The 26,484-nt window shown below is 71.0% G+C and carries 23 protein-coding genes; 5 read left to right on the top strand and 18 right to left on the bottom strand.

The window, feature by feature from the left end:
• Nucleotides 1-98: 98 nt before the first annotated feature.
• The 6 genes from ACFVFH_RS26615 to ACFVFH_RS26640 all read right to left on the bottom strand — a co-directional run bounded on the left by ACFVFH_RS26615 (nucleotide 99) and on the right by ACFVFH_RS26640 (nucleotide 7,085).
• Entirely contained in the window at nucleotides 99-1,127 is a 1,029-nt protein-coding gene (locus ACFVFH_RS26615; RefSeq protein WP_383773046.1) for an ABC transporter ATP-binding protein, read from the bottom strand.
• On the bottom strand, nucleotides 1,124-2,143 hold the full coding sequence (locus ACFVFH_RS26620) for an ABC transporter permease (protein ID WP_383773048.1): 1,020 nt from the start codon (nucleotides 2,141-2,143) through the stop codon (nucleotides 1,124-1,126). Before ACFVFH_RS26620 ends, ACFVFH_RS26615 begins: the two co-directional genes overlap by 4 nt.
• Before the next feature lie 3 nt (nucleotides 2,144-2,146).
• Complete coding sequence (locus ACFVFH_RS26625; protein WP_383773050.1) at nucleotides 2,147-3,127, bottom strand: ABC transporter permease; 981 nt, start codon at nucleotides 3,125-3,127, stop codon at nucleotides 2,147-2,149.
• Nucleotides 3,124-4,332, bottom strand: a complete 1,209-nt coding sequence (locus tag ACFVFH_RS26630; RefSeq protein ID WP_383773052.1) for an ABC transporter ATP-binding protein — start codon at nucleotides 4,330-4,332, stop codon at nucleotides 3,124-3,126. Before ACFVFH_RS26630 ends, ACFVFH_RS26625 begins: the two co-directional genes overlap by 4 nt.
• Nucleotides 4,333-4,363: 31 nt before the next feature.
• Nucleotides 4,364-6,037, bottom strand: a complete 1,674-nt coding sequence (locus ACFVFH_RS26635; RefSeq protein ID WP_383773054.1) for an ABC transporter substrate-binding protein — start codon at nucleotides 6,035-6,037, stop codon at nucleotides 4,364-4,366.
• A gap of 73 nt (nucleotides 6,038-6,110) precedes the next feature.
• Nucleotides 6,111-7,085 carry a LacI family DNA-binding transcriptional regulator gene (locus ACFVFH_RS26640; RefSeq protein ID WP_383773056.1) on the bottom strand — a complete coding sequence of 325 codons (975 nt, stop codon included), beginning with the start codon at nucleotides 7,083-7,085 and terminating at the stop codon, nucleotides 6,111-6,113.
• Nucleotides 7,086-7,370: 285 nt separating this feature from the next.
• On the opposite strand from ACFVFH_RS26640, the gene ACFVFH_RS26645 reads away from it, so the two are divergent.
• Nucleotides 7,371-8,285, top strand: a complete 915-nt coding sequence (locus ACFVFH_RS26645; protein ID WP_383773058.1) for a GNAT family N-acetyltransferase — start codon at nucleotides 7,371-7,373, stop codon at nucleotides 8,283-8,285.
• Nucleotides 8,286-8,360: 75 nt separating this feature from the next.
• Here ACFVFH_RS26645 and cimA read toward each other — a convergent pair whose 3' ends face one another.
• The 8 genes from cimA to ACFVFH_RS26685 form a co-directional block, all read right to left on the bottom strand.
• Entirely contained in the window at nucleotides 8,361-9,968 is a 1,608-nt protein-coding gene (cimA, locus tag ACFVFH_RS26650; protein WP_383773060.1) for a citramalate synthase, read from the bottom strand.
• 280 nt (nucleotides 9,969-10,248) lie between these two features.
• A complete protein-coding gene (locus ACFVFH_RS26655; RefSeq protein ID WP_383773062.1) occupies nucleotides 10,249-11,583 on the bottom strand; it encodes an MFS transporter in 1,335 nt (444 codons plus the stop codon).
• A gap of 98 nt (nucleotides 11,584-11,681) precedes the next feature.
• Nucleotides 11,682-12,287 carry a TetR/AcrR family transcriptional regulator gene (locus tag ACFVFH_RS26660; protein ID WP_383773064.1) on the bottom strand — a complete coding sequence of 202 codons (606 nt, stop codon included), beginning with the start codon at nucleotides 12,285-12,287 and terminating at the stop codon, nucleotides 11,682-11,684.
• A 3-nt stretch (nucleotides 12,288-12,290) separates the two neighbouring features.
• Nucleotides 12,291-13,292: an agmatine/peptidylarginine deiminase gene (locus ACFVFH_RS26665; protein ID WP_383773203.1), complete on the bottom strand. Its 1,002-nt coding sequence runs from the start codon at nucleotides 13,290-13,292 to the stop codon at nucleotides 12,291-12,293.
• A 22-nt stretch (nucleotides 13,293-13,314) separates the two neighbouring features.
• A complete protein-coding gene (locus ACFVFH_RS26670; RefSeq protein ID WP_383773066.1) occupies nucleotides 13,315-15,003 on the bottom strand; it encodes an urease subunit alpha in 1,689 nt (562 codons plus the stop codon).
• A complete protein-coding gene (gene ureA / locus ACFVFH_RS26675; RefSeq protein ID WP_383773068.1) occupies nucleotides 15,000-15,680 on the bottom strand; it encodes an urease subunit gamma in 681 nt (226 codons plus the stop codon). The genes ACFVFH_RS26670 and ureA overlap by 4 nt, the downstream gene beginning before the upstream one ends.
• 207 nt (nucleotides 15,681-15,887) lie before the next feature.
• Nucleotides 15,888-16,976, bottom strand: a complete 1,089-nt coding sequence (locus ACFVFH_RS26680) for a branched-chain amino acid aminotransferase (protein ID WP_383773070.1) — start codon at nucleotides 16,974-16,976, stop codon at nucleotides 15,888-15,890.
• Between the two features lie 239 nt (nucleotides 16,977-17,215).
• Nucleotides 17,216-18,259: a 3-isopropylmalate dehydrogenase gene (locus ACFVFH_RS26685; protein WP_383773072.1), complete on the bottom strand. Its 1,044-nt coding sequence runs from the start codon at nucleotides 18,257-18,259 to the stop codon at nucleotides 17,216-17,218.
• Nucleotides 18,260-18,388: 129 nt separating this feature from the next.
• On the opposite strand from ACFVFH_RS26685, the gene ACFVFH_RS26690 reads away from it, so the two are divergent.
• The gene (locus ACFVFH_RS26690; RefSeq protein WP_383773074.1) at nucleotides 18,389-19,951 is read left to right on the top strand and encodes a purple acid phosphatase family protein; all 1,563 of its coding nucleotides are present in this window, start codon (nucleotides 18,389-18,391) and stop codon (nucleotides 19,949-19,951) included.
• Nucleotides 19,952-19,963: 12 nt separating this feature from the next.
• Here the strand turns inward: ACFVFH_RS26690 and ACFVFH_RS26695 are convergent, their stop codons facing one another.
• On the bottom strand, nucleotides 19,964-20,092 hold the full coding sequence (locus tag ACFVFH_RS26695) for a hypothetical protein (protein WP_093545276.1): 129 nt from the start codon (nucleotides 20,090-20,092) through the stop codon (nucleotides 19,964-19,966).
• Nucleotides 20,093-20,676: 584 nt separating this feature from the next.
• On the opposite strand from ACFVFH_RS26695, the gene ACFVFH_RS26700 reads away from it, so the two are divergent.
• Nucleotides 20,677-20,979 (top strand): hypothetical protein, encoded by a 303-nt coding sequence (locus ACFVFH_RS26700; protein WP_383773076.1) that lies wholly within the window; start codon nucleotides 20,677-20,679, stop codon nucleotides 20,977-20,979.
• Nucleotides 20,980-21,060: 81 nt separating this feature from the next.
• Nucleotides 21,061-21,771 (top strand): nitroreductase family protein, encoded by a 711-nt coding sequence (locus ACFVFH_RS26705; protein ID WP_383773078.1) that lies wholly within the window; start codon nucleotides 21,061-21,063, stop codon nucleotides 21,769-21,771.
• A 118-nt stretch (nucleotides 21,772-21,889) separates the two neighbouring features.
• On the opposite strand, the gene pruA is transcribed toward ACFVFH_RS26705, so the two are convergent.
• Complete coding sequence (gene pruA / locus ACFVFH_RS26710; RefSeq protein WP_383773080.1) at nucleotides 21,890-23,521, bottom strand: L-glutamate gamma-semialdehyde dehydrogenase; 1,632 nt, start codon at nucleotides 23,519-23,521, stop codon at nucleotides 21,890-21,892.
• Nucleotides 23,522-23,563: 42 nt separating this feature from the next.
• The gene (locus ACFVFH_RS26715; protein ID WP_383773082.1) at nucleotides 23,564-24,490 is read right to left on the bottom strand and encodes a proline dehydrogenase family protein; all 927 of its coding nucleotides are present in this window, start codon (nucleotides 24,488-24,490) and stop codon (nucleotides 23,564-23,566) included.
• A gap of 179 nt (nucleotides 24,491-24,669) precedes the next feature.
• On the opposite strand from ACFVFH_RS26715, the gene ACFVFH_RS26720 reads away from it, so the two are divergent.
• Nucleotides 24,670-25,812, top strand: a complete 1,143-nt coding sequence (locus tag ACFVFH_RS26720) for a PucR family transcriptional regulator (RefSeq protein ID WP_383773084.1) — start codon at nucleotides 24,670-24,672, stop codon at nucleotides 25,810-25,812.
• Here ACFVFH_RS26720 and ACFVFH_RS26725 read toward each other — a convergent pair.
• Nucleotides 25,809-26,411, bottom strand: a complete 603-nt coding sequence (locus ACFVFH_RS26725; RefSeq protein ID WP_383773086.1) for a TetR/AcrR family transcriptional regulator — start codon at nucleotides 26,409-26,411, stop codon at nucleotides 25,809-25,811. The two genes, ACFVFH_RS26720 and ACFVFH_RS26725, sit on opposite strands and share 4 nt — an antisense overlap.
• Nucleotides 26,412-26,484: the final 73 nt, after the last annotated feature.

Here is a 26,484-nt window from a genome sequence, read left to right on the forward strand (position 1 = left end):
GGGTCACTGCGGGCGGGATGCCGTGGGCGGTGCGGACAGCGGCGCGCGGGACCGCCGGGAACGGGGTGGCACGGTCGCTACGGGTCCGGCGGGCGCCGCTACGGGCCGGGCGGGGCGGTCACCGCCGTCGCCGGGGCGGGCCGGTGGAGCCAGCAGGCCACCGTGCGCGAGGCGTCCCCGTCCGGTGCGGTGAGCGCCGGGACATGGGTGGCGCAGGCGTCGACCGCCTTGCCGCAGCGGGGATGGAAGGCGCAGCCGGCCGGCATGGCGGACAGGTGCGGGGGCGATCCGGGGATCCCGGTGAGTGCGCGGCGGGGGCCGTGCAGGGCGGGGAAGGAGTGCAGCAGCCCGTCGCTGTAGGGGTGGCGGGGGTCCCGGTAGATCGAGGAGGCGGCCGCCTCCTCGACGATCCGGCCGCCGTACATGATCGCGATCCGGTCCGAGAACTCGATCAGCAGCGAGATGTCATGGGTGATGAAGACGACCGAGAAGCCCAGCTCCTCGCGGAGCCTGACCAGCTGGCGCAGGATCTGGCGCTGCATGACGACGTCCAGGGCCGTCGTCGGCTCGTCCATGATGACGATCTCGGGCTCCAGCGCGAGCGCCATCGCGATCATCACGCGCTGGCGCATTCCGCCGGAGAGCTGGTGCGGGTAGGCGGCCAGCCGGTCGGCGGAGATGCCGACGAGCGCCAGCAGCTCCCGGGCGCGGGCGGTCCGTCCGTGCCGTCCGAGCTCCGGGCGGTGGGCCTGGAGCACATCGGTGAGCTGGCTGTGGACCGTGTGCACCGGGTTGAGCGAGTTCATCGCGCCCTGGAACACGATCGACAGCTCCTGCCAGCGGAAGGCCCTCAGCTCGGCCGCCGACAGGGCCAGCAGGTCGAGCGCCTCGCCGTCCCGGCGGTGGTAGTGGACCCGGCCGCCGGTGATCACCCCGGGCGGCTGGAGCAGCCGGGTCACGGCGTACGCCAGCGTCGACTTCCCGGAGCCCGACTCGCCCGCCAGGCCCAGGACTTCGCCCCGGTGCAGGGTGAGGTCGACGTCGCGCAGCGCGTGCGCGGCGCCGTCCCCGGTCCCGTAGTCCACGTTCAGGCCGCGGACGGTGAGAACGGGCTCGCTGCTGCTCATGGGCGGGGCTCCTTGTCGTGCGTACCGGGTGCCAGGGACGCGCGTGGCTCGGACGCGCGCACCACGGGCGTGAAGCCGACCCGTGTCCGGACCTTCCCGGAGGCACCGGTCTGCGTGCGCAGGCGCGGGTTGACGAACTCGTCGATGCCGAAGTTGATCAGGGCGAGGGACATGCCGAGCAGGGCGATGCAGAGGCCGGCCGGGACGAACCACCACCACGCGCCCTGGGCCAGGGCCTGGTTGGACTGCGCCCAGAACAGGACGGTCCCCCAGTTCCAGTCGGAGATGTCGGCGACGCCGATGAAGGCGAGGGTGATCTCGGAGAGGATCGCGAAGATGACGGTGGAGACGAAGCCGGAGGCGATCACGGCCGTCAGGTTGGGCAGGACCTCGAAGAAGATGATCCGCCAGGTCGACTCCCCGGTGGCGCGGGCCGCCTCGACGTAGTCCCGGCGGCGCAGCGAGAGCGTCTGGGCGCGCAGCACCCGCGCCCCCCACGCCCAGGAGGTGAGGGCGATGACGGAGGCGATGAGCAGGTCACCGGTGTCGGAGACGAAGCTGGCGATGATGATGATCAGCGGCAGCCCGGGGATGACCAGGAAGACGTTGGAGAGCAGCGAGAGCAGTTCGTCGGCGGTGCCGCCGAGGAAACCGGCGCTGACCCCGATCAGTACGGAGAGGATCGTCGCGAGTATCCCGGCGACGAAGCCGACGACCAGGACCCCCCGGGTGCCGACCAGGATCTGCGAGAGCACGTCCTGACCGGTCTGCGTGGTGCCGAACCAGTGCGCGCCGGACGGCGGCTGGAGCAGCTGGTCACCCATGGTGTCGGGGTCGTACGGGGCGATCCACGGCCCGATGACCGCGATGACCACGAAGAAGGCGAGGATGCCGAGGCCGACGACGGTCTTGCGGCCGCGCAGGAAGCGCAGCCCGCGCCGGCCGGACGCCGGGGGCCCGGCCGGACCGGTCCCGGCCGGTTCGGCGACGGCGGCCTCGGCAGTGGTGGCGGCCATGTCCTAGGCCTCCCTTCGGGTACGGGGGTCGAGGGCCATGTAGAGGATGTCGGCGAGCAGGTTCGCCGCGAGGACGGAGAGCGTGATGATCAGGAAGACGCCCTGCATCAGGGGGTAGTCCTTGGCGCCCACGGCCTGGAAGAGCTGGTAGCCGATGCCGGGGTAGGAGAAGACCATCTCCACGAGCAGGGTGCCGCCCACGATGAAGCCGAGCGAGAGGGCGAAGCCGGAGATGTTGGGGAGGATCGCGTTACGGGCGGCGTACCCGAACATCACCCGGCGCTCGGAGAGCCCCTTGGCCTGGGCAACCATGACGTAGTCCTCGGAGGAGACCGTCACCATCATGTTCCGCATGCCGAGGATCCACCCGGCCACGGCGCTGAGCACGATGGTGAGGCCGGGCAGCGCGCCGTGATAGAGGGCGCTGGAGATGAACGGCCAGTCGAAGGCGGGCACGAGCGAGTCGTCGTAGCCTCCGGCGGCCGGGAAGAGCGGCCACTTCACGGCGAAGAGCGCGATGGCGATGAGCCCGAGCCAGAAGTACGGGATGGCCGAGATGAAGGTGGTGACGGGCAGCAGGCTGTCCATCCAGGAGCCGCGCCGCCAGCCGGTGAGGACGCCGATGCCGGTGCCGAGCAGGAAGCTGATCAGGGTGGTGATGCCGACGAGCGCCAGGGTCCACGGCAGCGACTGGGCGATCACCTCGCTGACCGGGGTCGGGAAGAAGGTGAAGGAGAGTCCGAGGTCGCCGTCGAGCAGATGCGCCCAGTAGTCGGTGTACTGCTGCCAGAGCGAGCGGTGTTGGTCGAGGCCGAAGAGCGCCTTCAGGGACGCGATGGCGCCGGTGTCGAGCTGGCCCTGGAACCGGGCGAGGAGTGCCTGGACCGGGTCGCCGGGCATCATGCGCGGGATCAGGAAGTTGATGGTGATCGCGGCCCAGGCGGTGACCAGGTAGAAGGCGAGCCGTTGCAGCAGGTACTTCACTTCGCGGCCTCCTTCCGGTGCTCGCCGTGCGTCTCGGTGCCGTCGGTCTCCGTGCCGACCGGCTTCGTACCGTCCGCTTCCGTACCGGCTGTCTCCGTGCCGTCCGTCTCGGTGCCTTCGGCCTCGGTGCCAGCTGTCTCCGTACCGTCCGTCCCCCTGCCTTCCGCTTCCGTGTCGCCCGTCCCCGTGCCGTCCGCGTACAGCCAGCAGGCCACCCACTGGCCGCCTACGAGGTCGAAGCGGGGCGGGAGTTCGGTGCGGCAGCGCTCCATGGCCTTCGGGCAGCGGGGGTGGAAGCGGCAGCCCGGGGGCGGGTCGATCAGCGAGGGCGGTTCGCCGCCGCCGGTGTCCTCCTGCTCCGCCTCGGCGGCCACCCGGTCCGGGTCGGGCGCCGAGGCGATGAGGAGCTGGGTGTAGGGGTGGGCGGGGCGCTGGGTGACGGTCTCGCTGTCCCCGCCCTCGACGATCCGGCCCGCGTACATCACCAGCGTGGTGTCCGCGAAGTAGCGGGCCGAGGCGATGTCGTGGGTGATGTAGAGGATCGCGAGGCGCAGCCGGTCCTTGAGGTCCTTGAGCAGGTTGAGCACGCCGAGCCGGATCGAGACGTCCAGCATCGAGACGGGCTCGTCGGCGAGCAGGACCTGGGGGTCGGCGCCGAGCGCGCGGGCGATGGCCACGCGCTGGCGCTGTCCCCCCGACAGCTCGTGCGGGAACCTGTCCAGGTACTGGTGCGCGGGGGTGAGCTGGACCCGGTCCAGCAGCGCGGTCAGGTTCTTCTCCAGCTCCGCGTCCCCGTCGCCCGCCCGGCCGTGGATCCGCAGCGCCCGGGTGAGGTGGTAGCGCACGGTGTGCACCGGGTTCAGCGAGGCGAACGGGTCCTGGAAGATCAGCTGGACCCGGCGCACATGGGCGCGGAAGGACCGGCCCCGTCCGGTCTTCACGGCCGTGCCGTCCAGCCGGATCTCGCCGCCGGTCAGCGGGTGGAGCCGGGCGAGGAGTCTGGCCACGGTGGACTTCCCGGAGCCCGACTCCCCCACCAGCGCGGTGACCGTGCCGCGCCGCAGTTCCAGCGAGACGTCGTCGACGGCGTGGACGGTACGGCGCCGGCCCGTGACGAGGTCGCGTCCGGTGCGGCGTACGGGGAAGTGCTTGGTGACGGAGCGTGCTTCGAGCACGATCTGGTTCTGTGCGGGCTGTTTCGACATGGCCGGTCCCTGTGTCCCGTATCCCCTGGCTCTACTTGGCGGGCTGGAGCTTCAGCACGATCTGCAGCGCGGACGGCTGGGTGTGCTGCGGCGGGGCGTACGGGTCGGCCTCGGTGGGCCAGCCCACCCAGTTCTTCGTGGAGTACTCGGCTCCGATGGGGGCGGCGGCCGTCGGGATCATCGGCGCCTGCTCGACCATGATCTTCTGGAGGGTGTTCATCGCCTCGGTGCGGGCGGAGTCCTCGGTGGCGGTGGCGAACGCCTTGAGCGCCTTGGTCGCCTCTTCGCTCTTGAACCGCCCGAAGTTGCCCTGCTGGGACGCCTGGCCGACGGGCTGGAGCAGCGCGCCGTCCATGATGTTCTGGTACATGTCGTACGGGGTGGCGCCGTTGTTGGTCCAGTGCAGGGTGGCGTCGAAGTTGCCGTTGGCGACGTCCGCGCCCCAGGCCTCGGCGGTCTGCGTCTTGACCTTGGCCTCGATACCGAGCTGCTTGATGTTGTCCTTGATGATCGCGAGGCCGGTGATGTAGTCGTTCCAGCCGGCCGGGTCGGTGAAGGTGAGCTTCACCGGCTTGCCGTCCGGGTCCTTCAGTACGCCGCCGCTGAGCTCGAATCCGGCGTCGGCGAGGAGCTTCTTGGCGCCCGCCACGTCCGGCGCGGTGGTGGCGTTCTTGTAGTCGGGGGCGAGGAAGGACTCACCGGCGGGCAGCGGGATGCCGGTCGGGTTGGTGATCTCCGGGTAGAGCGTGGCCTCGGCCTGGGTGTGGATCGCCTTGCGGTCGACGACCATCGCCATGGCCTTGCGCAGCGCCGGGTTGTCGAGGGGCTTGCGCGTGGTGTTGAACCACAGTCCGTGGATGCCGAGCCCCGAGGGGAACCAGAGCTTGTGGTTCTTGGGGTCCTTGGCTATGAACAGCTGCTTGTAGTTGGGCATGAAGACGAACGACCACTCGACCTTGCCGTTCGCCAGCGCCGTGGTCGCCGCGCTGTTGTCGTTGTACGCGGTGTAGCGCAGCTCCTTGACCTTGGTCTCGCCCTTCCAGTACGTGGGCGTGGCGGTCAGCGTGGTGGTCTGCGGGGTGAACGTCTTGAGCTTGTAGGGGCCGGAGCCGACGGGTGTGCGGTTGGCCCAGGTCTCGGGGTTCTTGACGCCTTCCCAGATGTGCTTGGGCACGATGAACTGCTGGATGATCTTGTTCTGGTTGACGTACTGGGACTCCTTGAAGGTCAGCACGACCTTCTGGCCCTGCACGGCGACCCCGTCGAACGGGATGCCGTTCCAGTTGAGAGCGGTGTGCTTCTTGAGCAGCTCGAAGGTGTACGCGACGTCGTCGGCGGTCAGCGGCTTGCCGTCGGCCCACTTGGCCCTGGCGTCGAGGGTGAAGGTGACCTTGGTGAAGTTGGACTCCCACTTCCAGTCGGTCGCCAGCCACGGGGTCGCCTTGTCGGCGGGCCGGATCTGGCTCGTCATGGCGAGGGGCTCGTAGATCATGTAGCGGTAGCCGAGCGTGGCGCCCGCCGAGGTGTTCAGGAACGGGTTGCTGTTGTCGGTCTGCGGTCCGTCCGGCTTGCCGAGGGTGAGCACTCCGGAGGCGCCGCCCCCCTTGTTGGCACCCGAGTTGGCGGACGAGCAGCCGGCGGCGAGCGCCACCACTGCGGTGGCGATCGAGAGCGCTCTCAAGACGGTGTGACGTCGTGCGGACATGGCGACTCCAGGAGGGAATTCGGGAGGCTCGGTGATGGGGAGGAGCGGACGGCCGGCGGGTCCGGCCCGACCGCTACGGCGCCGAGTGGCGCACGACCAGTTCGGTGGGCAGTACGACCGGTGCGTCGGGCACGGCCGTGCCGCCGAGGTGGGAGAGCAGCACCCGTGCGGCCGTCTCGCCCATCCTGCGGGCGGGCTGGCGCACGGTGGTCAGCGGCGGTTCGGTGTGCTCGGCCATCGGGATGTCGTCGAAGCCGACCACGGCGATGTCGTCGGGCACCGACCGCCCGGCCGCGCGCAGCGCCCGCAGCACGCCCGCCGCACTGATGTCGTTGTGCGCGAAGACCGAGTCGAACTCCGCGCCGGAGGCGAGGAGCCGCTCCACGGCCAGTCGGCCGCTGCGTTCGGTGAAGTCCCCCTCGACGACGAGCTCGGTGGGCAGGACCGTACGGAATCCGTCCAGCCGGTCGCGTACGCAGCCGAAGTGCTGGGGGCCCGTGATGACCAGGGGCCGGGTCCGTCCGGCGGTGAGCAGATGGCGCGCGGCGCTCGCGCCCCCCTCGTGATTGGTGGTCACGACGGAGGGGAACTCGGGGTGGTGGCCTCGGTCGTCGATCAGCACGATCGGCAGACCGCCGCGGTGCAGCGCGGTGAGGTGGTCGAGGGTGTTCTCCGGTTCGACGACCAGGAGCCCGTCGAAGGCGCGTGCCGACACCTGGCCGGTGAAGCGCTGCACGGACTCGGCGCCCCGGTTGCAGGTGAAGAGCAGCAGCCCGTAGTCGGCGGCCTCGACGGTGTCCACGACGCCCTGGAGCACCTCGCCCATCCACGGCCAGGTGAGCGAGGGCACCAGCATGCCGAGCGTGCGGCTGCTGCCGCGGGCCAGCCCGACGGCGCCCGAGCTGGGTACGTAGCCGAGCTGTGCGATCACTTCACGAACGCGCGCGGCCGTGGAACCGTTCACTTCGCCCTTGGTGTTGACGACGCGTGACACGGTCGTCTTGCTGACGCCGGCCACACGGGCGACATCGGCGATGGTGACACGCATCGGGGCCTCCGGGACACGGCATGGCGGGGCAGCTGGCAGCGGTACCGCAACCGGTTCCGGAACCGGTACCGGCGTTGCGGCGTGAGTTAACCCCGCCGGAACACCGCCGTCAATACTTCACACCGACATTGGTCCGTACCCATCCTCCGCCTCATCTCCCGTGGGGCTGAGGCAAGTTGTCCGTTCACTTCCTGAAGGCACACGCGCGATGCGGCCACCGGCCGCGATGCGCCTTCGGCTTGATCGACCGCTGTCGCGCCACCGCGGCCTGGCTAGTGTGACCGGGTGACAGAATTCAGCGTCCTCGACGACAAGACCGACTGGCAGCAGGACCTGGAGCGGCGGTTGCTCGCCTCGTACCGGGCGGCCGGGCTGGGGCTGCCCGCCGCGGAGGGCATGCTCGACGGCGTGCGCGGGAGCATCGGCGACTGGACCGTCGCCCGGATCACCGACGGCGGGGCCGAAGTGGGCCACGTCGCGGTGTCGGTGGGCGACGACAACGGTCTGCTCGCGGGCCGGATCGGCGATCTGCACATCGACGCCCCGCAGGCCGACGCCGGGTACGGGCGGGCGGCCCGGGAATGGGCGGAGCAGTGGTGCGCGCGGCGCGGGGCGGCTCGCATCGGCGTACGGCTGACCGAGCCCGGCGGCGAGCTGTTCGACGCGTACGCCGTGCGCGGCCAGGTCCGGGCGCGGCTGCTCGGCTCCCCGCCGGAGCCCGCCGGGGAGGTCACCGCCCGGCCGATGACGCACGACGAGTTCCCCGGGTGGCTCACCTCCGAGAAGACCTCCTACGCCGGTGACATCATCCGGGCCGGCGCGCTGAGCGAGGAGGAGGCCGTGCGCAAGTCCGACCGCGACTTCGCGCAGCTGCTGCCCGAGGGCCTGGACACCCCCGACAACACCCTCCTGGTGCTGGAGGCGGCGGGCGGCCCCATCGGCACCGGCTGGCTGAAGCACCGCCATCTGCCCGGGGCCACCTACGGCTACGGGCTGCACATCCAGGAGCGGTACCGGGGCAAGGGGTACGGCCGGGCGGCGATGTCGGCCGGTGAGGCGGTGACGCTCGCGGCCGGCGACTCCACGCTGATGTTCACCGTGTGGGGCGGCAACGAGGTGGCCATGAACCTGTACACGAGCGCCGGGTACCGGGTCGTGGAGGAGGTGCGCTACCGCGACCTCCCCCGCCCCACCGCCTGACCGGCACGCCCTGGGCGGCACGGCCGGGCGGCGGACCCACGGCGCGGGCGCGCGATGGGTCCGCTCCCTCTGGCCCTACTCCGTGGGCTCGATCCCCGCCCGCAGCAGACCGTAGGTGTACGCGTCCTCCAGCGCCTGCCAGGACGCGGCGATGACGTTCTCCGCGACGCCCACGGTCGCCCAGTCGCCGGTGCCGTCGCCGGTGGTGATGAGGACCCGGGTGGTGGACTCGGTGCCGGTGCGGCCTTCGAGGATGCGGACCTTGTAGTCGATCAGCTCCAGCTTGGCGAGCTGGGGGTAGATCCGTTCCAGGGCCACCCGCAGCGCCCGGTCCAGGGCGTTGACCGGGCCGTTGCCCTCGGCGGTGGCGACGATCCGCTCGCCCTTGGCCCAGAGCTTCACGGTCGCCTCGTTGGCGTGCGTGCCGTCGGGGCGGTCCTCGGCGATGGCGCGCCAGGACTCGGTGCGGAAGTAGCGGCGCACCCGGCCCTCGGCCTCGGCGCGCAGCAGCAGTTCGAAGGAGGCGTCGGCGGCTTCGTAGGTGTAGCCCCTGAGCTCGCGCTCCTTGACCCGCTCGACGACCCGGCCGACGAGTTCGCGGTCGCCGCCGAGGTCGATGCCGAGCTCCTTGCCCTTGAGCTCGATGGAGGCGCGGCCCGCCATGTCGGAGACCAGCATCCGCATGGTGTTGCCGACCAGGGCGGGGTCGATGTGCTGGTAGAGGTCGGGGTCGACCTTGATCGCGGAGGCGTGCAGTCCGGCCTTGTGGGCGAAGGCGGAGACACCCACGTAGGGCTGGTGGGTGGAGGGGGTCAGATTGACGACCTCGGCGATGGCGTGCGAGACCCGGGTCATGTCGGCGAGCGCGCCCTCGGGCAGCACGGCCTTGCCGTACTTGAGCTCCAGGGCGGCGACGACCGGGAAGAGGTTGGCGTTGCCGACCCGTTCGCCGTAGCCGTTGGCGGTGCACTGGACGTGGGTGGCGCCCGCGTCGACGGCGGCGAGGGTGTTGGCGACCGCGCAGCCGGTGTCGTCCTGGGCGTGGATGCCGAGCCGGGCGCCGGTGTCGGCGAGCACCGTGGAGACCACGGCCTGGACCTGGGCGGGAAGCATGCCGCCGTTGGTGTCGCAGAGGATGACGACATCGGCGCCGGCCTCGGAGGCGGCGCGGACGACGGCCTTGGCGTACTCGGGGTTGGCGCGGTAGCCGTCGAAGAAGTGCTCGCAGTCCACGAAGACCCGGCGGCCCTGCTCCCGGAGGTAGGAGACGGTGTCGACGACCATCTCCAGGTTCTCTTCGAGCGTGGTGCGCAGCGCGAGTTCCACATGGCGGTCGTGGGACTTGGCGACCAGGGTGATCACCGGGGCGCCGGAGGCCAGCAGGGCCTTGACCTGGGGGTCCTCGGCGGCCTTGCCGCCGGCTCTGCGGGTCGCGCCGAAGGCGACCAGCTCGGCGTTCTTGAACGTGATCTCCTGGCGCGCGCGGGCGAAGAACTCGGTGTCGCGGGGGTTGGCGCCGGGCCAGCCGCCCTCGATGAAGCCCACGCCGAAGTTGTCCAGGTGCCGGGCAATGGTGAGCTTGTCCGCGACCGTCAGGTTGATGCCTTCACGCTGGGCCCCGTCGCGCAGTGTGGTGTCGAAGACATGGAAACTGTCGTCGGTGGGCTTGGCCTTGGTGGTCATGCTGGTCTGACTCCTGTCGGATGAGCGGATCCGGACGATCTGGCTCCACTTGCCCCCATCATCCCGTGCGCGCCTCGCTCCGGCCGAGGTGAGGGCCGGAAAACGAAAAAACCCCTCGCGGGTGCGAGAGGTCTGCGCGCGGGTCTGGGGCACGATGGCCGCGCCGCACGTGGTGGTGCGGGGCGATCACTGCGGACCGGCGCGCCTGCTGCCGATAATCATGGCGAACGAGGGCACGGAGGCAGTCTTGCACAGGGCCGCCTCCGCGCCCCGCCCCGTCTCAGGATGCGGGCGTGACGCTGGTCGCTCCGGAGGGCTCCGCGCTCTCCCGGTCCGCGTCCCGGACCCCGACCCGGCCCAGGTCGATGTCGCGGGTCTCGCGCATGGTCAGGTAGACGACCAGGGAGACCGCCGCGCAGCCCGCCACGTACCAGTAGAAGCCGGACTCGACGCCCGCCTTCTTGAACCAGAGCGCCACGTATTCGGCGGTGCCGCCGAAGAGCGCGTTGGCCAGGGCGTACGGGAGGGCGACGCCCAGGGCGCGGATGCCGGTCGGGAAGAGCTCCGCCTTCACACAGGCGTTGATCGAGGTGTATCCGGTGACGACGACCAGGGCGAGCAGCGCCAGGCCGAAGGCGGGCCAGAAGGTGCCGGCGTGCTTGAGCATCGTCATGATCGGCACGGTCAGGAAGGTGGAGCCGACGGCGAAGGTGATCAGCAGCGGGCGGCGGCCGACCCGGTCGGAGACCATGCCGGCCAGCGGCTGGATGCACATGAAGACGAACAGCGCGCAGAAGCTGACGAGCGAGGCGGTGGGCTTGTCCATGCCCGCGCTCGTGGAGAGGAACTTGGAGAGATAGGTCGTGTACGTGTAGTAGGCGACGGTCCCGCCCATGGTCAGCGCCATCACCAGGAACGCCTCGCGCTTGTGCCGCCACAGCGCCTTCAGCGTGCCGCGGTCGTCCTGGTCGGCGGCGCCGGACTCCGCGTACACCTCGGTCTCCAGCATCGAGCGGCGCAGGTAGAAGACGATCGCGGCACCGAGCGCGCCGACGACGAACGGGATGCGCCAGCCCCAGCTGTGCAGGGCCGCCTCGGACATGTTGCGCTGGAGGACGATCTGGAGGCCGAGACCGACCAGCTGCCCGGCGGTCATGGACACGTACTGGAAGCTGGAGGCGAAGCCGCGCCGGTCGGGGGCGGACGCCTCGGTGAGGTACGTGGCGCTGGCGGCGTACTCGCCGCCGACCGAGAGGCCCTGGAGCAGCCGGGCCACCAGCAGGACGGCGACACCGCCGTACCCCGCGACCTCGTACGTCGGCGCGACGGCGATGAGGATCGCGGAGGCCGACATCAGCGTGACGGTGAGGGTGAGTGCCGCCTTGCGGCCCCGGCGGTCACCGATCCGGCCGAGCAGCCAGCCGCCGACCGGCCGCATGAAGAAGCCGACGGCGAAGATGCCCATGGTGTTCATGAGATTGGCGGTCTCATTGCCTTCGGGGAAGAACGAATCCGCGAAGTAGACCGCGAAGGTCGCGTACACGAACCAGTCGAACCACTCGACCATGTTGCCGGCCGAGCCGACCCAGATTTTCTTCCACTGCTCTCGTCCCATGGTCCGTCACCGTGCCCGAACAGCCGGGACCGGAACAAGGGCGCAATGCGCAACGATCACGCGTACTTACGTGCGTTTCGTTCACGGCTCCGCGGCCGCTACCGGACGGCCAGCGAGTCCTCGACGAACTCCCTTGCCTGCTCCAGGGCTTGGTCCCGTCCGGTGCCGGGGAGGCCGACCGCGACATGGACGCTGAAGCCGTCGAGCAGGGCGCGCAGCCGGGTGGCGTACCGCTCCGCGTCGACCGGGCGGAACTCCCCGGCCGCCGCGCCCCCGTCCAGCAGGCCCACCAGGTCGCGGTGCCAGGCGGCCTCGACGGCGGCCTGGCGGGCTCGGGCGTCGTCGTCCGCACTCCGCGCGCGGTTCCACACCTCCAGCCAGAGCGTCCAGTGGGGGTCGCGGTCGCCGTCGGGGAGGTACAGGCCGATGTATCCGTCGAGCCGTTCGCGGGCGGTGCCCGGCCCCGCGAGCAGGGCGCGCCGCGCCGCGCCGAGCCGTCCCTCGCTCCACTCCAGGGTCTGGAGCAGCAGCTCGTCCTTGGTGCGGAAGTAGTAGAGGAGGTGTCCGCTGCTCATGCCGACCTCGCGGCCGAGTCCGGCCATGGTGAGGCCGTCGAGCCCCCGTTCGGCGATGGTGGCCATGGCTGCGGCCAGCAGTTCCTCACGGGGCGGGGCGGTGTTGCGACGGCGTGGCGCGGGGGGCACGGTTCAGACCTTCGGCTGCTGCTGGGTGATGCAGTGGATGCCTCCACCGCCGGCAAAGATCGTACGGGCGTCGACGAGCGTCACCGTGCGCTCGGGGAACAACTCGCCGAAGACGGCCGCCGCCTCCTTGTCGCGCGGGTCGTCGAAGGCACAGAGGACCACGCCGCCGTTGCAGAGGTAGTGGTTGATGTAGGAGTAGTCGACCCACTCCCCGTCCGCCTTCAGCACGGTGGGCGCCAGGACCTCCACCACCTCCAGCGGGCGGCCCCGGGCGTCGGTGGCCTCGCGCAGGACGCGCACGGTCTCGCGGGTGATCTCGTGGTCCGGGTGGGCCGGGTCCGGCTGGACATGGGCGACGACGGTGCCGGGGCGGGCGAAGGCGGCGACGATGTCGACATGGCCGAGGGTGCCGTACGTGCCGTAGTCGCCGGCCAGTCCGCGCGGCAGCCAGATCGCCTTCTCGGTGCCGAGCAGGGCGTGGATCTCGGTCTCGACCTGTTCGCGGGTCCAGTCGGGGTTGCGCTCCTCGCCGAGCTGGACGGTCTCGGTGAGCAGGACGGTGCCCTCGCCGTCCACATGGATGGCGCCGCCCTCGTTGACCAGCTTCGAGCTGTGCACGGGCGCGCCCGCGAGCCCGGCGACGGAGCGGGCGATGTGCTGGTCGTGCTCCCAGCGGGCCCAGTCCTGGGCGCCCCAGCCGTTGAACGTCCAGTCGACGGCGGCCAGTTGCCGTCCGTCGGTGACGAAGGTGGGGCCGATGTCCCGCATCCAGGCGTCGTCCAGCGGGCGGACGGCCAGCTCGATGTCCGGGCCGAGGAGCGCGCGGGCGCCGTCCTCCTGGCCGGGGCCGACGACCACCGTCACGGGTTCGAAGCGGCGCACGGCGCGGGCGACGGTGGCCCAGGCGGCGCGGGCCTCGTCCAGTTCGGCCTCGGTCCCGAAGGTGGGGTTGGGGCCGGGCCAGGCCATCCAGGTGCGTTCGTGCGGGGCCCACTCGGGCGGCATGCGGAAGGTCACGGTGTGGTCCTCAGAGGAAGTAGAGACGGTTCAGGGAGACGGAGTCGGCGGGTTCGGAACGCAGCGGGTCGCCGTCCAGGGTGACCAGGCCGCTGCGGGCGTCCACGGCGACCGACCCGGTGCGGGAGTTGTGGATCAGGTCGCCGGGGCCGATGCCCCGGGTGCCGCGCACGCCGACGCGGCGGCGGCGGGTGGGCATCGAGTCCGCGCCGAGCTGGGTCGCCGCCTGCGAGACGAAGGCCACGGAGAGGTCGGCAGCGGTGGCTCCGTACGCCCCGAACTGCGGCCCGAGGATCAGGGGTTCGCAGGTGTCGGTGGCGGCGTTCGGGTCGCCGGTGACGCCGTAGGCGGGGAAGCCGGACTTCAGGACGAGCTGCGGCTTCGCGCCGAAGAACTCGGGGCGCCACAGCACGATGTCGGCCATCTTGCCGGTCTCGATGGAGCCGATCTCGTGGGCGAGGCCATGGGCGATGGCGGGGTTGATGGTGAGCTTGGCGATGTAGCGCAGCACCCGGGCGTTGTCGTCCGCCGGGCCGTCGCCCTCCATCGGGCCGAGTTCGGCCTTCATCTTCCCGGCCATCGCGAAGGTGCGGCGCACCGTCTCACCGGCCCGCCCCATGCCCTGCGCGTCGGAGGAGGTGATGCCGATGGCCCCGAGGTCGTGCAGCACGTCCTCGGCGCCCATCGTCCCGGCGCGGATGCGGTCGCGGGCCATGGCGGCGTCGCCCGGCAGGTCGGTCTTGAGGTCGTGGACGGAGACGATCATCCCGTAGTGCTCGGCGACCGCGTCCCGGCCGAAGGGCAGGGTCGGGTTGGTGGACGAGCCGATGACGTTCTCGACGCCCGCCATCTTGAGGACGTTGGGGACGTGTCCCCCGCCGCAGCCCTCGATGTGGAAGGCGTGGATCGTGCGGCCCTCCAGGACGCGCAGGGTGTCCTCGACCGACAGGCACTCGTTCAGCCCGTCGCTGTGCAGGGCGACCTGGACGTCGTACTCCTCGGCGACCCGCAGCGCGGTGTCCAGCGCGCGGGTGTGGGCGCCCATGTCCTCGTGGACCTTGAAGCCGCAGGCCCCGCCCTCCGCGAGTGCCTCGACCAGCGGGGCCTGGTGGGAGGACGAGCCGCGGCCCAGGAAGCCGATGTTGACCGGCCAGGCGTCGAAGGCGTTGAAGGCGTGGCGCAGCGCCCAGGGCGAGTTGACTCCGACGCCCCAGACCGGGCCGAACTCCTGGCCGATGATCGTGGTGACGCCGGAGGCGAGCGAGGCCTCCATGATCCGCGGCGAGAGCAGATGGACATGGGTGTCGACGGCGCCCGCCGTCGCGATCATCCCCTCGCCGGAGACGATGGTGGTGCCCGTGCCGACGACGACGTCGACGCCGTCGAGGGTGTCCGGGTTCCCGGCCCGGCCGATCGCGGAGATCCGGCCCTCGCGGATCCCGATCGACACCTTGCGGATGCCCTGCACGGCGTCGATGACCAGCACATTGCTGATGACGACGTCGCAGGTGTCACGGACCGCGGCGGCCTTGAGGTGCAGCCCGTCGCGGGCGGTCTTGCCGAAACCGGCGAGGAACTCCTCACCGTGCTTCTGCGCGTCGGACTCGACGCGGACGGTCAGCCCGGAGTCGCCGAGCCTGACCCGGTCCCCGGCGCGCGGCCCGTGCACGGAGGCGTACTCGTACGGATCGATGCTCATCGTTCAGCTCCCAGATATCCACAGGCCGCGGCGCGCCGCAGGGCCTCTTCCCGCGCGCCGGGGGCGTCCAGCTCCCCGTCGACCAGGCCCGCGAAGCCGATCGCGATCCGGTCGCCGCCGATGGGCACCAGTCCCACCTCGACGGACTCGCCGGGACCGAACCGGACGGAGGACCCGGCCGGGACGCCGAGCCGCATCCCGTAGGCGGCGCCGCGGTCGAAGTCGAGCCGGGGATTGGCTTCGAAGAAGTGGAAGTGCGAGGTCACGGAGACCGGCACGGTCGCGGTGTTGTGGACGGTCAGCCGTACCGCGGGCTCCGGCTCGGGCGTGGCGGGGCCGGGGACGACGGCCCCTGGCCCCTGGTCGCCCAGCCCCTCGCCGAGCGGCCCGGAGACCACGGCGAGCCGCGAGCCGTCGTCGAAGACGGCCTCCACATGGACCTCGGTGACCACGTCGGCGACGCCCGGCAGTACGTCGTCGGGGCCGAGCACGGACCGGGCGGCCTCGATGGCCTCGGCCAGTCGGCGCCCGTCCCGGGCTGCCTCGCAGACCGTGTCCGCGATCAGCGCGGTGGCCTCGGGGACATTGAGCTTGAGTCCCCGGGCGCGGCGGGCCCTGGCCAGCTCGGCGGCGCCGAAGAGCAGCAGCCGGTCACGTTCCGTCGGAGTCAGTCGCACGTCTCCACACCTCTCGCTTGGAGCGTCACTCTAACCCGTGGTTAGAGTGACGCTCTAAGTCTGTGAGAAGGCACACTCCGGCGGTGCGGGGTGCGCCTACCGGCCGGGTCCGCGCGGACACGCGAAAGCCGCGCCCCGCGGGGAGCGGGGCGCGGCTTTTCGTCCTGCGGGGAGCGGACCGGCGATCCGGTCGGCGGGGAAGAACCTTTAGCCGAGGGGGTGCATCCAGCCGTGGGTGTCCTCGGCGACGCCGCGCTGGATGTCGAGCAGGCGCTCGCGCAGCTTCAGCGTGACCTCGCCGGGCGTGCCGTCGCCCTGGAGCCATTCGGCGCCCTCGCACTTGACGGTGCCGACGGGCGTGATGACGGCGGCGGTGCCGCAGGCGAAGACCTCGGTGAGGGTGCCGTTCGCGCTGTCCTCGCGCCACTGGTCGATGGAGACGCGGCCCTCCTCGGACTCGTAGCCGAGGTCGCGGGCGACCTTGAGCAGCGAGTCACGGGTGACCCCGGCGAGCAGCGAGCCGGTCAGGGTCGGGGTGATGATCTTGTTCCCGTACACGAAGTACAGGTTCATCCCGCCGAGCTCCTCGACCCACTTGTGCTCGACCGCGTCGAGGTAGGCGACCTGGTCGCAGCCCTTCTCGGCGGCCTCGGCCTGGGCGAGGAGGGACGCGGCGTAGTTGCCGCCGGTCTTGGCGTCGCCCATGCCGCCGGGGACGGCGCGCACCCGGTTCTCGGAGAGCCAGATCGAGACCGGCTTCACACCGCCGGGGAAGTACGCCCCGGCCGGCGAGGCGATCACCAGGAACAGGTACTCGTTGGAGGGCCGCACGCCGAGACCGACCTCGGTCGCGATCATGAACGGGCGCAGGTAGAGGGACTCCTCGCCGCCGTGCGCCGGGACCCATGCCTCGTCCTGCTTGACCAGCGCGTCACAGGCCGCGATGAACGTCTCGACGGGCAGCTCGGGCATGGCCAGCCGGCGGGCGGAGCCCTGGAAGCGCCTGGCGTTGGCCTCGGGCCGGAAGGTGGCGACCGAGCCGTCGGGCTGGCGGTAGGCCTTGAGCCCCTCGAAGATCTCCTGCGCGTAGTGCAGGGTCATGTTGGCGGGATCGAGCGAGAGCGGTGCGTACGGCACCAGCTGGGCGTCGTGCCAGCCGCGGCCTTCGGCCCACTTGATGGTCACCATGTGATCGGTGAAGTGGCGGCCGAATCCTGGGTTGACCATGCTCGCCTCGCGCTCCGCGTCGGACAGCGGGTTCGAGGAGGGCTTGAGCTCGATCGTGAGCGTCGTCATGAGTGCGTGTCCTTCACCGTTGTGTGTGTTGGACCGCACCCGCGCCGCTCCTGTCAGACAGGTGCTAGGACGTCCGAGCTTTGTCGCGAGCCACGGCCCCGTTCGATTATCGCTCTCGGGTGGCCGTGCACGAAACGACACGTGTGCGGTCCAGTGGTCGATGGTCGCACCCGGGGCCGCACAAGGTGAAGCCGCCGGGTGCGGCTGCTGCCCGGCGGCTTCGAAACGGAGTCGTCGGGTCAGTTCGCTACGCGTACCGCGAGCGCGTCGCCGATCTGTTCGGTCGTGCGGCTCGCCGCGCCCCCGCGCTCCGCGAGGTCGGCGGAGACGGCGTCCTCGACGCGCGCGGCCTCGGTCTCGTGGCCGAGGTGGCGCAGCAGGAGGGCGACGGAGAGGACCGTGGCGGTCGGGTCGGCCTTGCCCTGGCCCGCGATGTCGGGGGCGGAGCCGTGGACCGGCTCGAACATCGACGGGAAGGTGCCCGTCGGGTTGATGTTGCCGGACGCGGCCAGGCCGATGCCGCCGGTCACGGCAGCGGCGAGGTCGGTGAGGATGTCACCGAAGAGGTTGTCGGTGACGATGACGTCGAAGCGCTCCGGCTGGGTGACGAAGAAGATCGTCGCGGCGTCGACGTGCAGGTAGTCGGTGGTGACCTCGGGGTACTCGGCCGCGACCCGGTCGAAGATGTTCTTCCACATGTGGCCGGCGTACACGAGGACGTTGTTCTTGTGCACCAGCGTCAGCTTCTTGCGCGGGCGGGCGTTCGCCCGCTCGAACGCGTCACGGACGACGCGCTCGACGCCGTACGCGGTGTTGACGCTGACCTCGGTGGCGACCTCGGCGGGCGTACCGGTGCGCAGCGAACCGCCGTTGCCGGTGTACGGGCCCTCGGTGCCCTCGCGGACGACGACGAAGTCGATGTCCGGGCGGCCGGCCAGCGGGGTCGAGGTGTTCGGGAACAGCTTCGACGGCCGCAGGTTGATGAAGTGGTCGAAGGCGAACCGCAGCTTCAGCAGGAGCCCGCGCTCCAGGACGCCGGACGGCACGGAGGGGTCGCCGATCGCCCCGAGGAGGATGGCGTCGTGGCCCTTGAGGGCTTCGAGCTCCGCGTCCGGGAGGGTTTCCCCCGTGCGGTGCCAGCGCCGGGCACCAAGGTCGTACTCCTTGGTCTCCAGCTTCACGTCCTGCGGGAGAACGGCGCGGAGGACCTTGAGGCCCTGGGCCACGACCTCCTGGCCGATACCGTCACCGGGGATCACTGCGAGATTGATGCTGCGAGACATGTCCGCACCCTACTGCGCGTCCCATCCCATGACATACGGCGTCCACCATACGGACACATGGGGAGCTGTACGTGTACCGTTCACCTATTCGACGGTACGGCGTCGATCAACGGGTGGATGTTCTGCTTCATGGACATCCCCCGTTTCGGAATCCCCGAGAAGCTCGCCGACCGCATGAGCATGGCGGAGCAGCACGAGTATCTGCGGGCCCGGCTGACCCGGCGCGGCGTGCTGCGTACGAGCGTGGCGACCGCCGCGGTCGCCGGTGTCGGGCTCGCCGCCTCGCCCGCCCAGGCCGCCCCCACCACCCTCGCCTCGCGCCGCACCTCCACCCAGGTGGACGGCTCGCTGGTGGCGCCGTTCGGCCGGCACCTGGCGTACGGCGCCGATCCGCGCACGCAGATGGCGGTCTCCTGGCAGGTCCCGTTCGCCGTGAAGCGGCCGTACATCCGGATCGGCCACAAGCCGTGGGCGCTCGGCCACCGGATCGAGGCCGAGGTGCGCCACCTGACCACCCCCGAGCTGAACGGCGGCAAGATCGCGGCCGCCGAGCAGTTCTATGTGCACGCGAGCCTGGAGCGGCTCCACCCCGGCACGACGTACTACTACGGTGTCGGCCACGACGGCTTCGACCCCGCCGACACCCGCAACCTGGGCACGCTCGGCACCTTCACCACCGCGCCCTCGCGCGCCGAGCCCTTCACCTTCACCGCCTTCGGCGACCAGGGCGTCAGCTACCACGCGCTCGGCAACGACCAGCTGATCCTGGGCCAGAACCCGGCGTTCCACCTGCACGCGGGCGACATCTGCTACGCCGACCCGTCCGGCTCCGGGCAGACCACCGACAGCTACGACGCCCGCACCTGGGACCAGTTCCTGGCGCAGACGGAGACCGTGTCGAAGACCGTGCCGTGGATGGTCACCACCGGCAACCACGACATGGAGGCCTGGTACTCGCCGGACGGCTACGGCGGCCAGAACGCCCGCTGGACGCTGCCCGACAACGGCCCGGACCCGGTGAACCAGCCCGGCGCCTACTCGTTCGTGCACGGCAACGTGGGGGTCGTCGCCCTCGACGCCAATGACGTCTCGTACGAGATCCCGGCCAACTTCGGCATCAGCGACGGCCGCCAGACCCGCTGGCTGGACCGGCGTCTGGGCGAGCTGCGGGCCCGTCACGACATCGACTTCGTGGTGGTCTTCTTCCACCACTGCGCCTTCTCCACGACCAACGCGCACGCCTCCGACGGCGGGGTGCGCGACGCGTGGGTGCCGCTCTTCGAGAAGCACCAGGTGGACCTGGTCATCAACGGCCACAACCACGTCTACGAGCGCACCGACGCGATCCTGAGGAACGCCGTCCGGCGCCAGGTGCCGATCGGCGAGCGCACCGACCCCACGCGGGACGGCATCGTGTACGTCACCGCGGGCGGTGCGGGCAAGGCGCTGTACGACTTCCCGGTACCCGACACCTACGAGGGGCATGTCGCCGACCGGGAGAGCGTGGACACGTACCACGTGGTCAAGGGGGGCGGGAAGGCGGCCGAGACCGTGGAGTGGTCCCGGGTGCGCTACACCGGCTTCTCGTTCCTGGCCGTGGAGGTGCTCCCCGGCCGGCACGCCCGGATGAAGGTCACCGCGCTCGCCGAGTCGGGCGAGCGCATCGACCACTTCGAGATCAGCCGGGGCTGACCGGACCGGTTCTCAGTGACCGGTGGAGCCGCCGTTGTCCCTGCGGTCGAGGGCACGCTGGAGGGCAGCGGCGGCGTTCCGGCGCTCCGACTCGGTCGGGCGGTGGGCGTGACGGACACGGCGGACAGTCGTCTGGACCATGATGGATCGACTCCTTGAGATCGCGAGGCTTCGAGATCGAAGATCGTGAAGATGATTTCGAGATCGGGATTCCGAGATCGGGATTTCGAGGCGCCGGAAGGGCGGGGAGCGGGCGCCGCAGGGGTTGCCTGCTCAGGGGCGCGTACTCACGACCGCCAGTCGCTGGATCTAGCGTGACGTTCGGCTTCTACAAAGCTAGGGCAGCCCGGCCGTTCTGTCTCCACAATTACTCGGACTTCCTACTATCTGAGACGGAGGTTTGACGGTGCCCGCCCGCACCGCCCGCACACGAACCCCGCATTTCAACGATCGTGCCTGCTCAGAGGCGGTGCGAGAAGCCACGGCCCGCCCCCGGCACTCCCCCGGGGGCCGATGTCGTCCACCTCACACCCCCCGCTCCGCCGGACGGGGACCGGCGTCCCGGACCCGCCGGACGCCCCCCCCGACGGCCGGTGCCTCCGCCGCGCCGGCCCTGCTGCCCGCCGGTCCGGCCGCCACCCTGATGGTTCTCCCGCTGCTCGCGGCCCGGCTCGCCTTCGCCGACCTGGACGGCGCGCTGGCCCGCGACACGGGCCGACGAGCGGATGCGGGCCGAGGTCCGCTCCGAGCTCGCCGCGGAGGGCGCGTCGGCGGTGCGGCACCAGCCGTGGAACGGCATCCCGTTCAAGGTGTACGGGGCCGAGGCGGGCCGGGCCGGGGTCCTCGCGCTCGACCGGCTCGCCGCTTCGGCGACGGCACGGGGTTCCCGGACGCTCACCGTGGGGCTCGGCTTCGGCGCCTTCGGGCTGCTGATGCGGCGCCACCGCCGCCGGTACGGCCCCTACCCGGCCCTGCTGGGCGGCGGGTTCGCGGCGGGGCTCTCGCTGATCGTCACGGGCTGGTCCTGACCGGACACTGACCGGCGGGCGTCCCGGTTCTGTCCGAGGACGCCCTGTCCCGGACCGCCGGGCGCCCGCCACACTGCCGACATGTCCGACACCACAGCCGTAACCCCTCAGTGGACGCCCACCCACGGTGCGCCCTACCAGCCGGTCCCCTACCGCCCCGAACGGATCGCGGCGGACGAGTCGCTCGCGCGTGCCGCCCGGTTGCGGGAGCGGATGGGCGAGCGCAGGACCGTACGCCGGTTTTCGGCCGACCCCGTGCCCGAGCAGGTCGTGAGGGACGCCATCGCCTGTGCCGCGACCGCCCCGTCCGGCGCGCATCAGCAGCCGTGGACCTTCGTCCTGGTCAAGGACCCGGAGGTGCGCCGGCGCATCCGCGAGGCGGCCGAGCACGAGGAGCAGATCAGCTACGACGGTCGGCTCGGCGAGGAGTGGCTGGCGGCGCTGCGCCCGCTGGGCACGGACGCCGTCAAGTCCCACATGACCGACGCCCCGGCCCTGGTCGTGGTGTTCCAGCAGCGGTACTGGGTGGGCGAGGACGGCGCCAAGCGGAAGCACTACTACGTCGACGAGTCGGTCGGGATCGCCGTCGGGATGCTGCTCTCGGCCCTGCATCTGTCGGGGCTGGCGGCGCTGATCCATACGCCGAGCCCGATGCGGTTCCTGCGCGAGGTGCTGGACCGCCCGGAGAACGAGAAGGCGTTCGCGGTGATCCCGGTCGGGTATCCGGCCGACGACTGCCAGGTGCCCGGACTGGTGCGCAAGTCGCTGGACCAGGTGCTCGTGGAGATCTGAACCCGGGGAGGGCCTGCGCGGGCGGCCCGGAATGGAAACCGCCTCCCGGCCGGCAGGGGAACCGGGCGGGAGGCGGAATTCATGGCGGGGCGCCGGGGGTGCGGCGCCCCGGGGGGTGTCAGCCCTGGTGGGGGTAGGTGTAGTCGGTCGGCGGAACCAGCGTCTCCTTGATGGCCCGGGTCAGGGTCCAGCGCTGCAGGTTCTGCGGGGCGCCCGCCTTGTCGTTGGTGCCCGAGGCACGGCCGCCGCCGAAGGGCTGCTGGCCGACGACGGCACCGGTCGACTTGTCGTTGATGTAGAAGTTGCCCGCGGCGTACCGCAGCTTCTCCATCGTGTACGCGGCCGCGGCGCGGTCGTTCGCGATGACGGAGCCGGTCAGCGCGTAGTCGGAGACCGACTCCATCTGCTCCAGCATCGCGTCGTACTGGTCGTCCTCGTAGACGTGCACGGCGAGGATCGGGCCGAAGTACTCGGTCGTGAAGACCTCGTTGGCCGGGTCGGCGCACTCGATGACGGTCGGGCGGACGAAGTAGCCCACCGAGTCGTCGTACGTGCCGCCCGCGACGATCGTGCAGGACGGGTCGGCCTTCGCACGGTCGATCGCGGCCTTGTTCTTGGCGAACGAGCGCTCGTCGATGACGGCGCCGATGAAGTTCGACAGGTCGGTGACGTCACCCATGGTGATGGAGTCGACCTCGGCGGCGAACGCCTCCTTGAAACCGGAGTTCCAGATGGAGGCCGGCACGTACGCGCGGGAGGAGGCCGAGCACTTCTGGCCCTGGTACTCGAAGGAGCCGCGGGTCAGGGCGGTCTTCAGGACGGCGTGGTCGGCCGACGGGTGGGCGACGACGAAGTCCTTGCCACCGGTCTCGCCGACGAGCCGCGGGTAGGTGCGGTAGTTGGCGATGTTGGTGCCGACCGTCTTCCACAGGTGCTGGAAGGTGGGGGTCGAGCCGGTGAAGTGGATACCGGCCAGGTCGCGGTGGTTCAGGGCCACCTCGGAGACGGCGATGCCGTCGCCGGTCACCAGGTTGATGACGCCCTTGGGGAGACCGGCCTCCTCCAGGAGCTGCATCAGCAGCACGGCGGCGTGGGTCTGCGTCGGGGACGGCTTCCACACCACGACGTTGCCCATGAGGGCGGGGGCGGTGGGCAGGTTGCCCGCGATGGCCGTGAAGTTGAACGGCGTGATCGCGTAGACGAAGCCCTCCAGCGGGCGGTGGTCCATGCGGTTCCACACGCCCGGCGAGTTGGCCGGGGGCTGCTCGGCCAGGTTCTGGCGCGCGTAGTGCACGTTGAAGCGCCAGAAGTCGACGAGCTCGCAGGGGGTGTCGATCTCGGCCTGCTGCGCGGTCTTGGACTGGCCGAGCATCGTGGACGCGGCCAGCGTCTCGCGCCACGGGCCGGAGAGCAGCTCGGCGGCGCGCAGGATGATCGCGGCGCGGTCGTCGAAGGACATCGCGCGCCAGGCCGGGGCGGCGGCGAGCGCGGCGTCGATCGCGTCCTGCGCGTCCTGCTGCGTGGCGGCCGCGAAGGTGCCGATGACGGCCTTGTGGTTGTGCGGCTGCACGACGTCGAAGCGCTCGCCGCCGCCCATCCGCTTCTCGCCGCCGATGGTCATCGGAAGGTCGATCGGGTTCTGGCTGAGCTCCTTGAGCTTCACCTCCAGGCGGGCGCGCTCCGGGGAGCCCGGGGCGTAGGAGTGGACCGGCTCGTTGACCGGCGCGGGGACCTGGGTCACAGCGTCCATGGGTTCCGTTGCTCCTTGGGTAGAAAGGTGGAGGAGGGGGGCTCAGCCCTTGGTGAGGACGGAGCGGCCGAAGAACAGCAGGTTCGCCGGCTTCTCCGCGAGGCGACGCATGAAGTAGCCGTACCAGTCGGTGCCGTACGCCGTGTAGACACGCATCCGGTGGCCCTCGGCCGCGAGCCGGAGGTGTTCGTCGCTGCGGATGCCGTACAGCATCTGGAACTCGTACTCGTCCAGCTTGCGCCCGGCCTTGCGGCCCAGCTCCTGGGCGATGGCTATCAGACGGGGGTCGTGGGACCCGATCATCGGGTAGCCCTCACCCTCCATGAGGATCCGCAGGATGCGGACGTACGCCTTGTCGATCTCGGCCTTGTCCTGGTACGCGACGGAGGCGGGCTCCTTGTACGCGCCCTTCACGATGCGGACGCGGCTGCCGGCGGCGGCCAGGCGGCGGGCGTCCTCCTCGGTGCGGAACAGGTAGGCCTGGATCACGCAGCCGGTCTGCGGGTGATCCTTCCGCAGCTCCTCGTGGATGGCGAACATCGAGTCGAGGGTGGTGTGGTCCTCGGCGTCCAGGGTGACCGTGGTGCCGATCTCGGCGGCGGCCTCGACGACCGGGCGGACGTTGGCGAGCGCCAGCTCGTGCCCGCCGTCCAGGGACTGGCCGAACATCGAGAGCTTGACGGACATCTCGGCCCGGGTGCCCAGGCCGAGGTCCTTGAGGCGGCCGATCAGTTCGAGGTACGCGTCGCGGGCGGCGGCGGCCTGCTCGGGGGTGATGATGTCCTCGCCCACCACGTCGAGAGTGACCTCAAGGCCCTTGCCGGCGGCGTCCTCGATGATCGGGACGACCTGGTCGACGGTCTCACCGGCGATGAACCGGTCGACGACCTGCTTGGTGCCAGGTGCGGCCGAGATGAAACGGCGCATCTTGTCGCTGCGGGACGCGGCGAGAATCACGGGACCCAGCACGGGGCACCTCCACGGAAAGTACGAACGAAGGCCATACCGGCACAGGGGGAACAGACCGGTACAGCACGGAGAACCACCGTGAAATCTAAGGATCCCTCCGATCCTGTGCCATCGACAGCTGTCACGCATCCGCTCCCCCGTTCTCAGACATATGTCTGAAGGGGTGCGAGAATGGCCGGGTGAAGGGCGATTACCAGGAGCTGGTCGACGAGATCTCCGGGCTGCTCGGCGCCCCCGCGACGCTGGAGAACCGGGACTTCGGCCTGGTCGCCTTCGGCGCCCACGACAGCGACGACGACACCGCGATGGACCCGGTCCGCACCCGCTCGATCCTGACGCGCCGCTCCACGCCCGCCGTCCGCGCCTGGTTCGAGGGCTTCGGCATCACCCGCGCCACCGGCCCGGTCCGCATCCCGGCGGCCCCCGAGGCCGGGGTCTTCCGGGACCGGATCTGCCTGCCGGTCCGCCACCGGGGAGCCGTGCTCGGTTACGTATGGCTGCTCGACGCGGACCCGGGCCCGACCGACGAGCAGCTGAGGGCGGCGATGGAGGTGGCGGCCCGGATCGGGGCGCTGCTCGCCGAGGAGGCGCGGGCGGGCAGCGATCCGTCCCGGGAGTTCGGCGCGGTCCTGACCGCCGGGCGGGGCTGGCAGCACGACATGGCCGTCGCCGCGCTGCACGAGGCGCTGGGACCGGACGCGACGGGGCTCCACACGGTGGTGTGCGTGATCCCGTGGCCGCACGATCCGCCGTCGGTCCGTACGGTGCCGTCGGCGGCGGCGCTGGCCGCGGTCCCGGGCACCGGGAGGCTGCCCTCGCTGGCCGGGCTGGTCCGGCTGCGCTCCACCGATGCGCTCTCCCCGGCGCTCTCCGCCGCGGACCGGCTGCGTGCCGCCGCGGGCCGGGACGCCACCGCCGGGGTCGCGGTGCCCCGCCGGGGTCTCGCCGAGCTGGCCGCGGCCTGGCAGGAGGCGCTGGCCGCCGCCCGCGCGGCCACGGCCGAGGCGCGGTTCGGCCCGGTCGTCGAGTGGTCGGCCATCGGGGCGTACCGGCTGCTGACCGGACTCCCCCCGGAGGCGGCCGCGGATCCCGCGGTACGCGCCCTGCTCACCCCGCCGCACAAGGATCTGGCCCGCACCGCCGAGGTGTTCCTCGACTGCGCGGGCCAGGCGTCCCGGACGGCCGCCGCACTCGGCGTCCACCGCCAGACGCTCTACTACCGGCTCTCCCGGATCCAGCAGCTCACCGGCCTCGACCTGAACGACGGCGAGGACCGCCTGCTGCTGCACATGGCACTCAAGAGCGCGCGGCTGGGAGCCTAGGACCCCTCGTCCGGGGCAGCCCGGCCCTCCAGTACGACCTTCAGACCCTCGGTCAAGTCCTGCGCGGACGGGGCGGATTCGCTGTCCATCATCCACTGGACCATCACGCCCGCGAGCAGCGCCTGACAGAACAGTCCGGCCACCCGCGCACGCTCGGGCTCCTTCTCCGGGTCGATGCCGAGCATGTTCTCGGCGAGCCCGTCGCGCCCCTCGCGCTGCGGGCCCATCAGGGCCTTCCGCAGCTCCGGGTCCTGGTCGATCCGGGAGACGACCTCCATCTGGAGCTGCCAGACGGAACGGGTCTCCGCGTAGCTGTCGATCACCCGCTGCCAGGTGTCGCGGAACTGGTCGAGCGGCGCCTTGTGCTCCTCGCCGCCCGCCACGCCCTCGTCCGGCTTCTCGGTGAGCACATCGCCCCACTCCTCCGTCACCTTGAGGAAGGCGAGGTTGAGCAGGGCCTCCTTGGAGCCGTAGTGGTAGCCGATGGAGGCGAGGTTGGTTCCGGAGGCGGCCACGATGTCACGTGCCGTCGTCCGGGCGTACCCCTTCTCCAGCAGGCAGCGCTTGGCGCCTTCGAGCAGATCCTCACGGTGTCCCATGACAGCAGCGTACCCGGCATGCAGACGTTTGTGTAAGACGTACGTCTAGATGCCGGGTACGTGAAGGCGCCGC

The sequence above is a fragment of the Streptomyces sp. NPDC057697 genome (assembly GCF_042799335.1).
Taxonomy (GTDB): Bacteria; Actinomycetota; Actinomycetes; order Streptomycetales; family Streptomycetaceae; genus Streptomyces.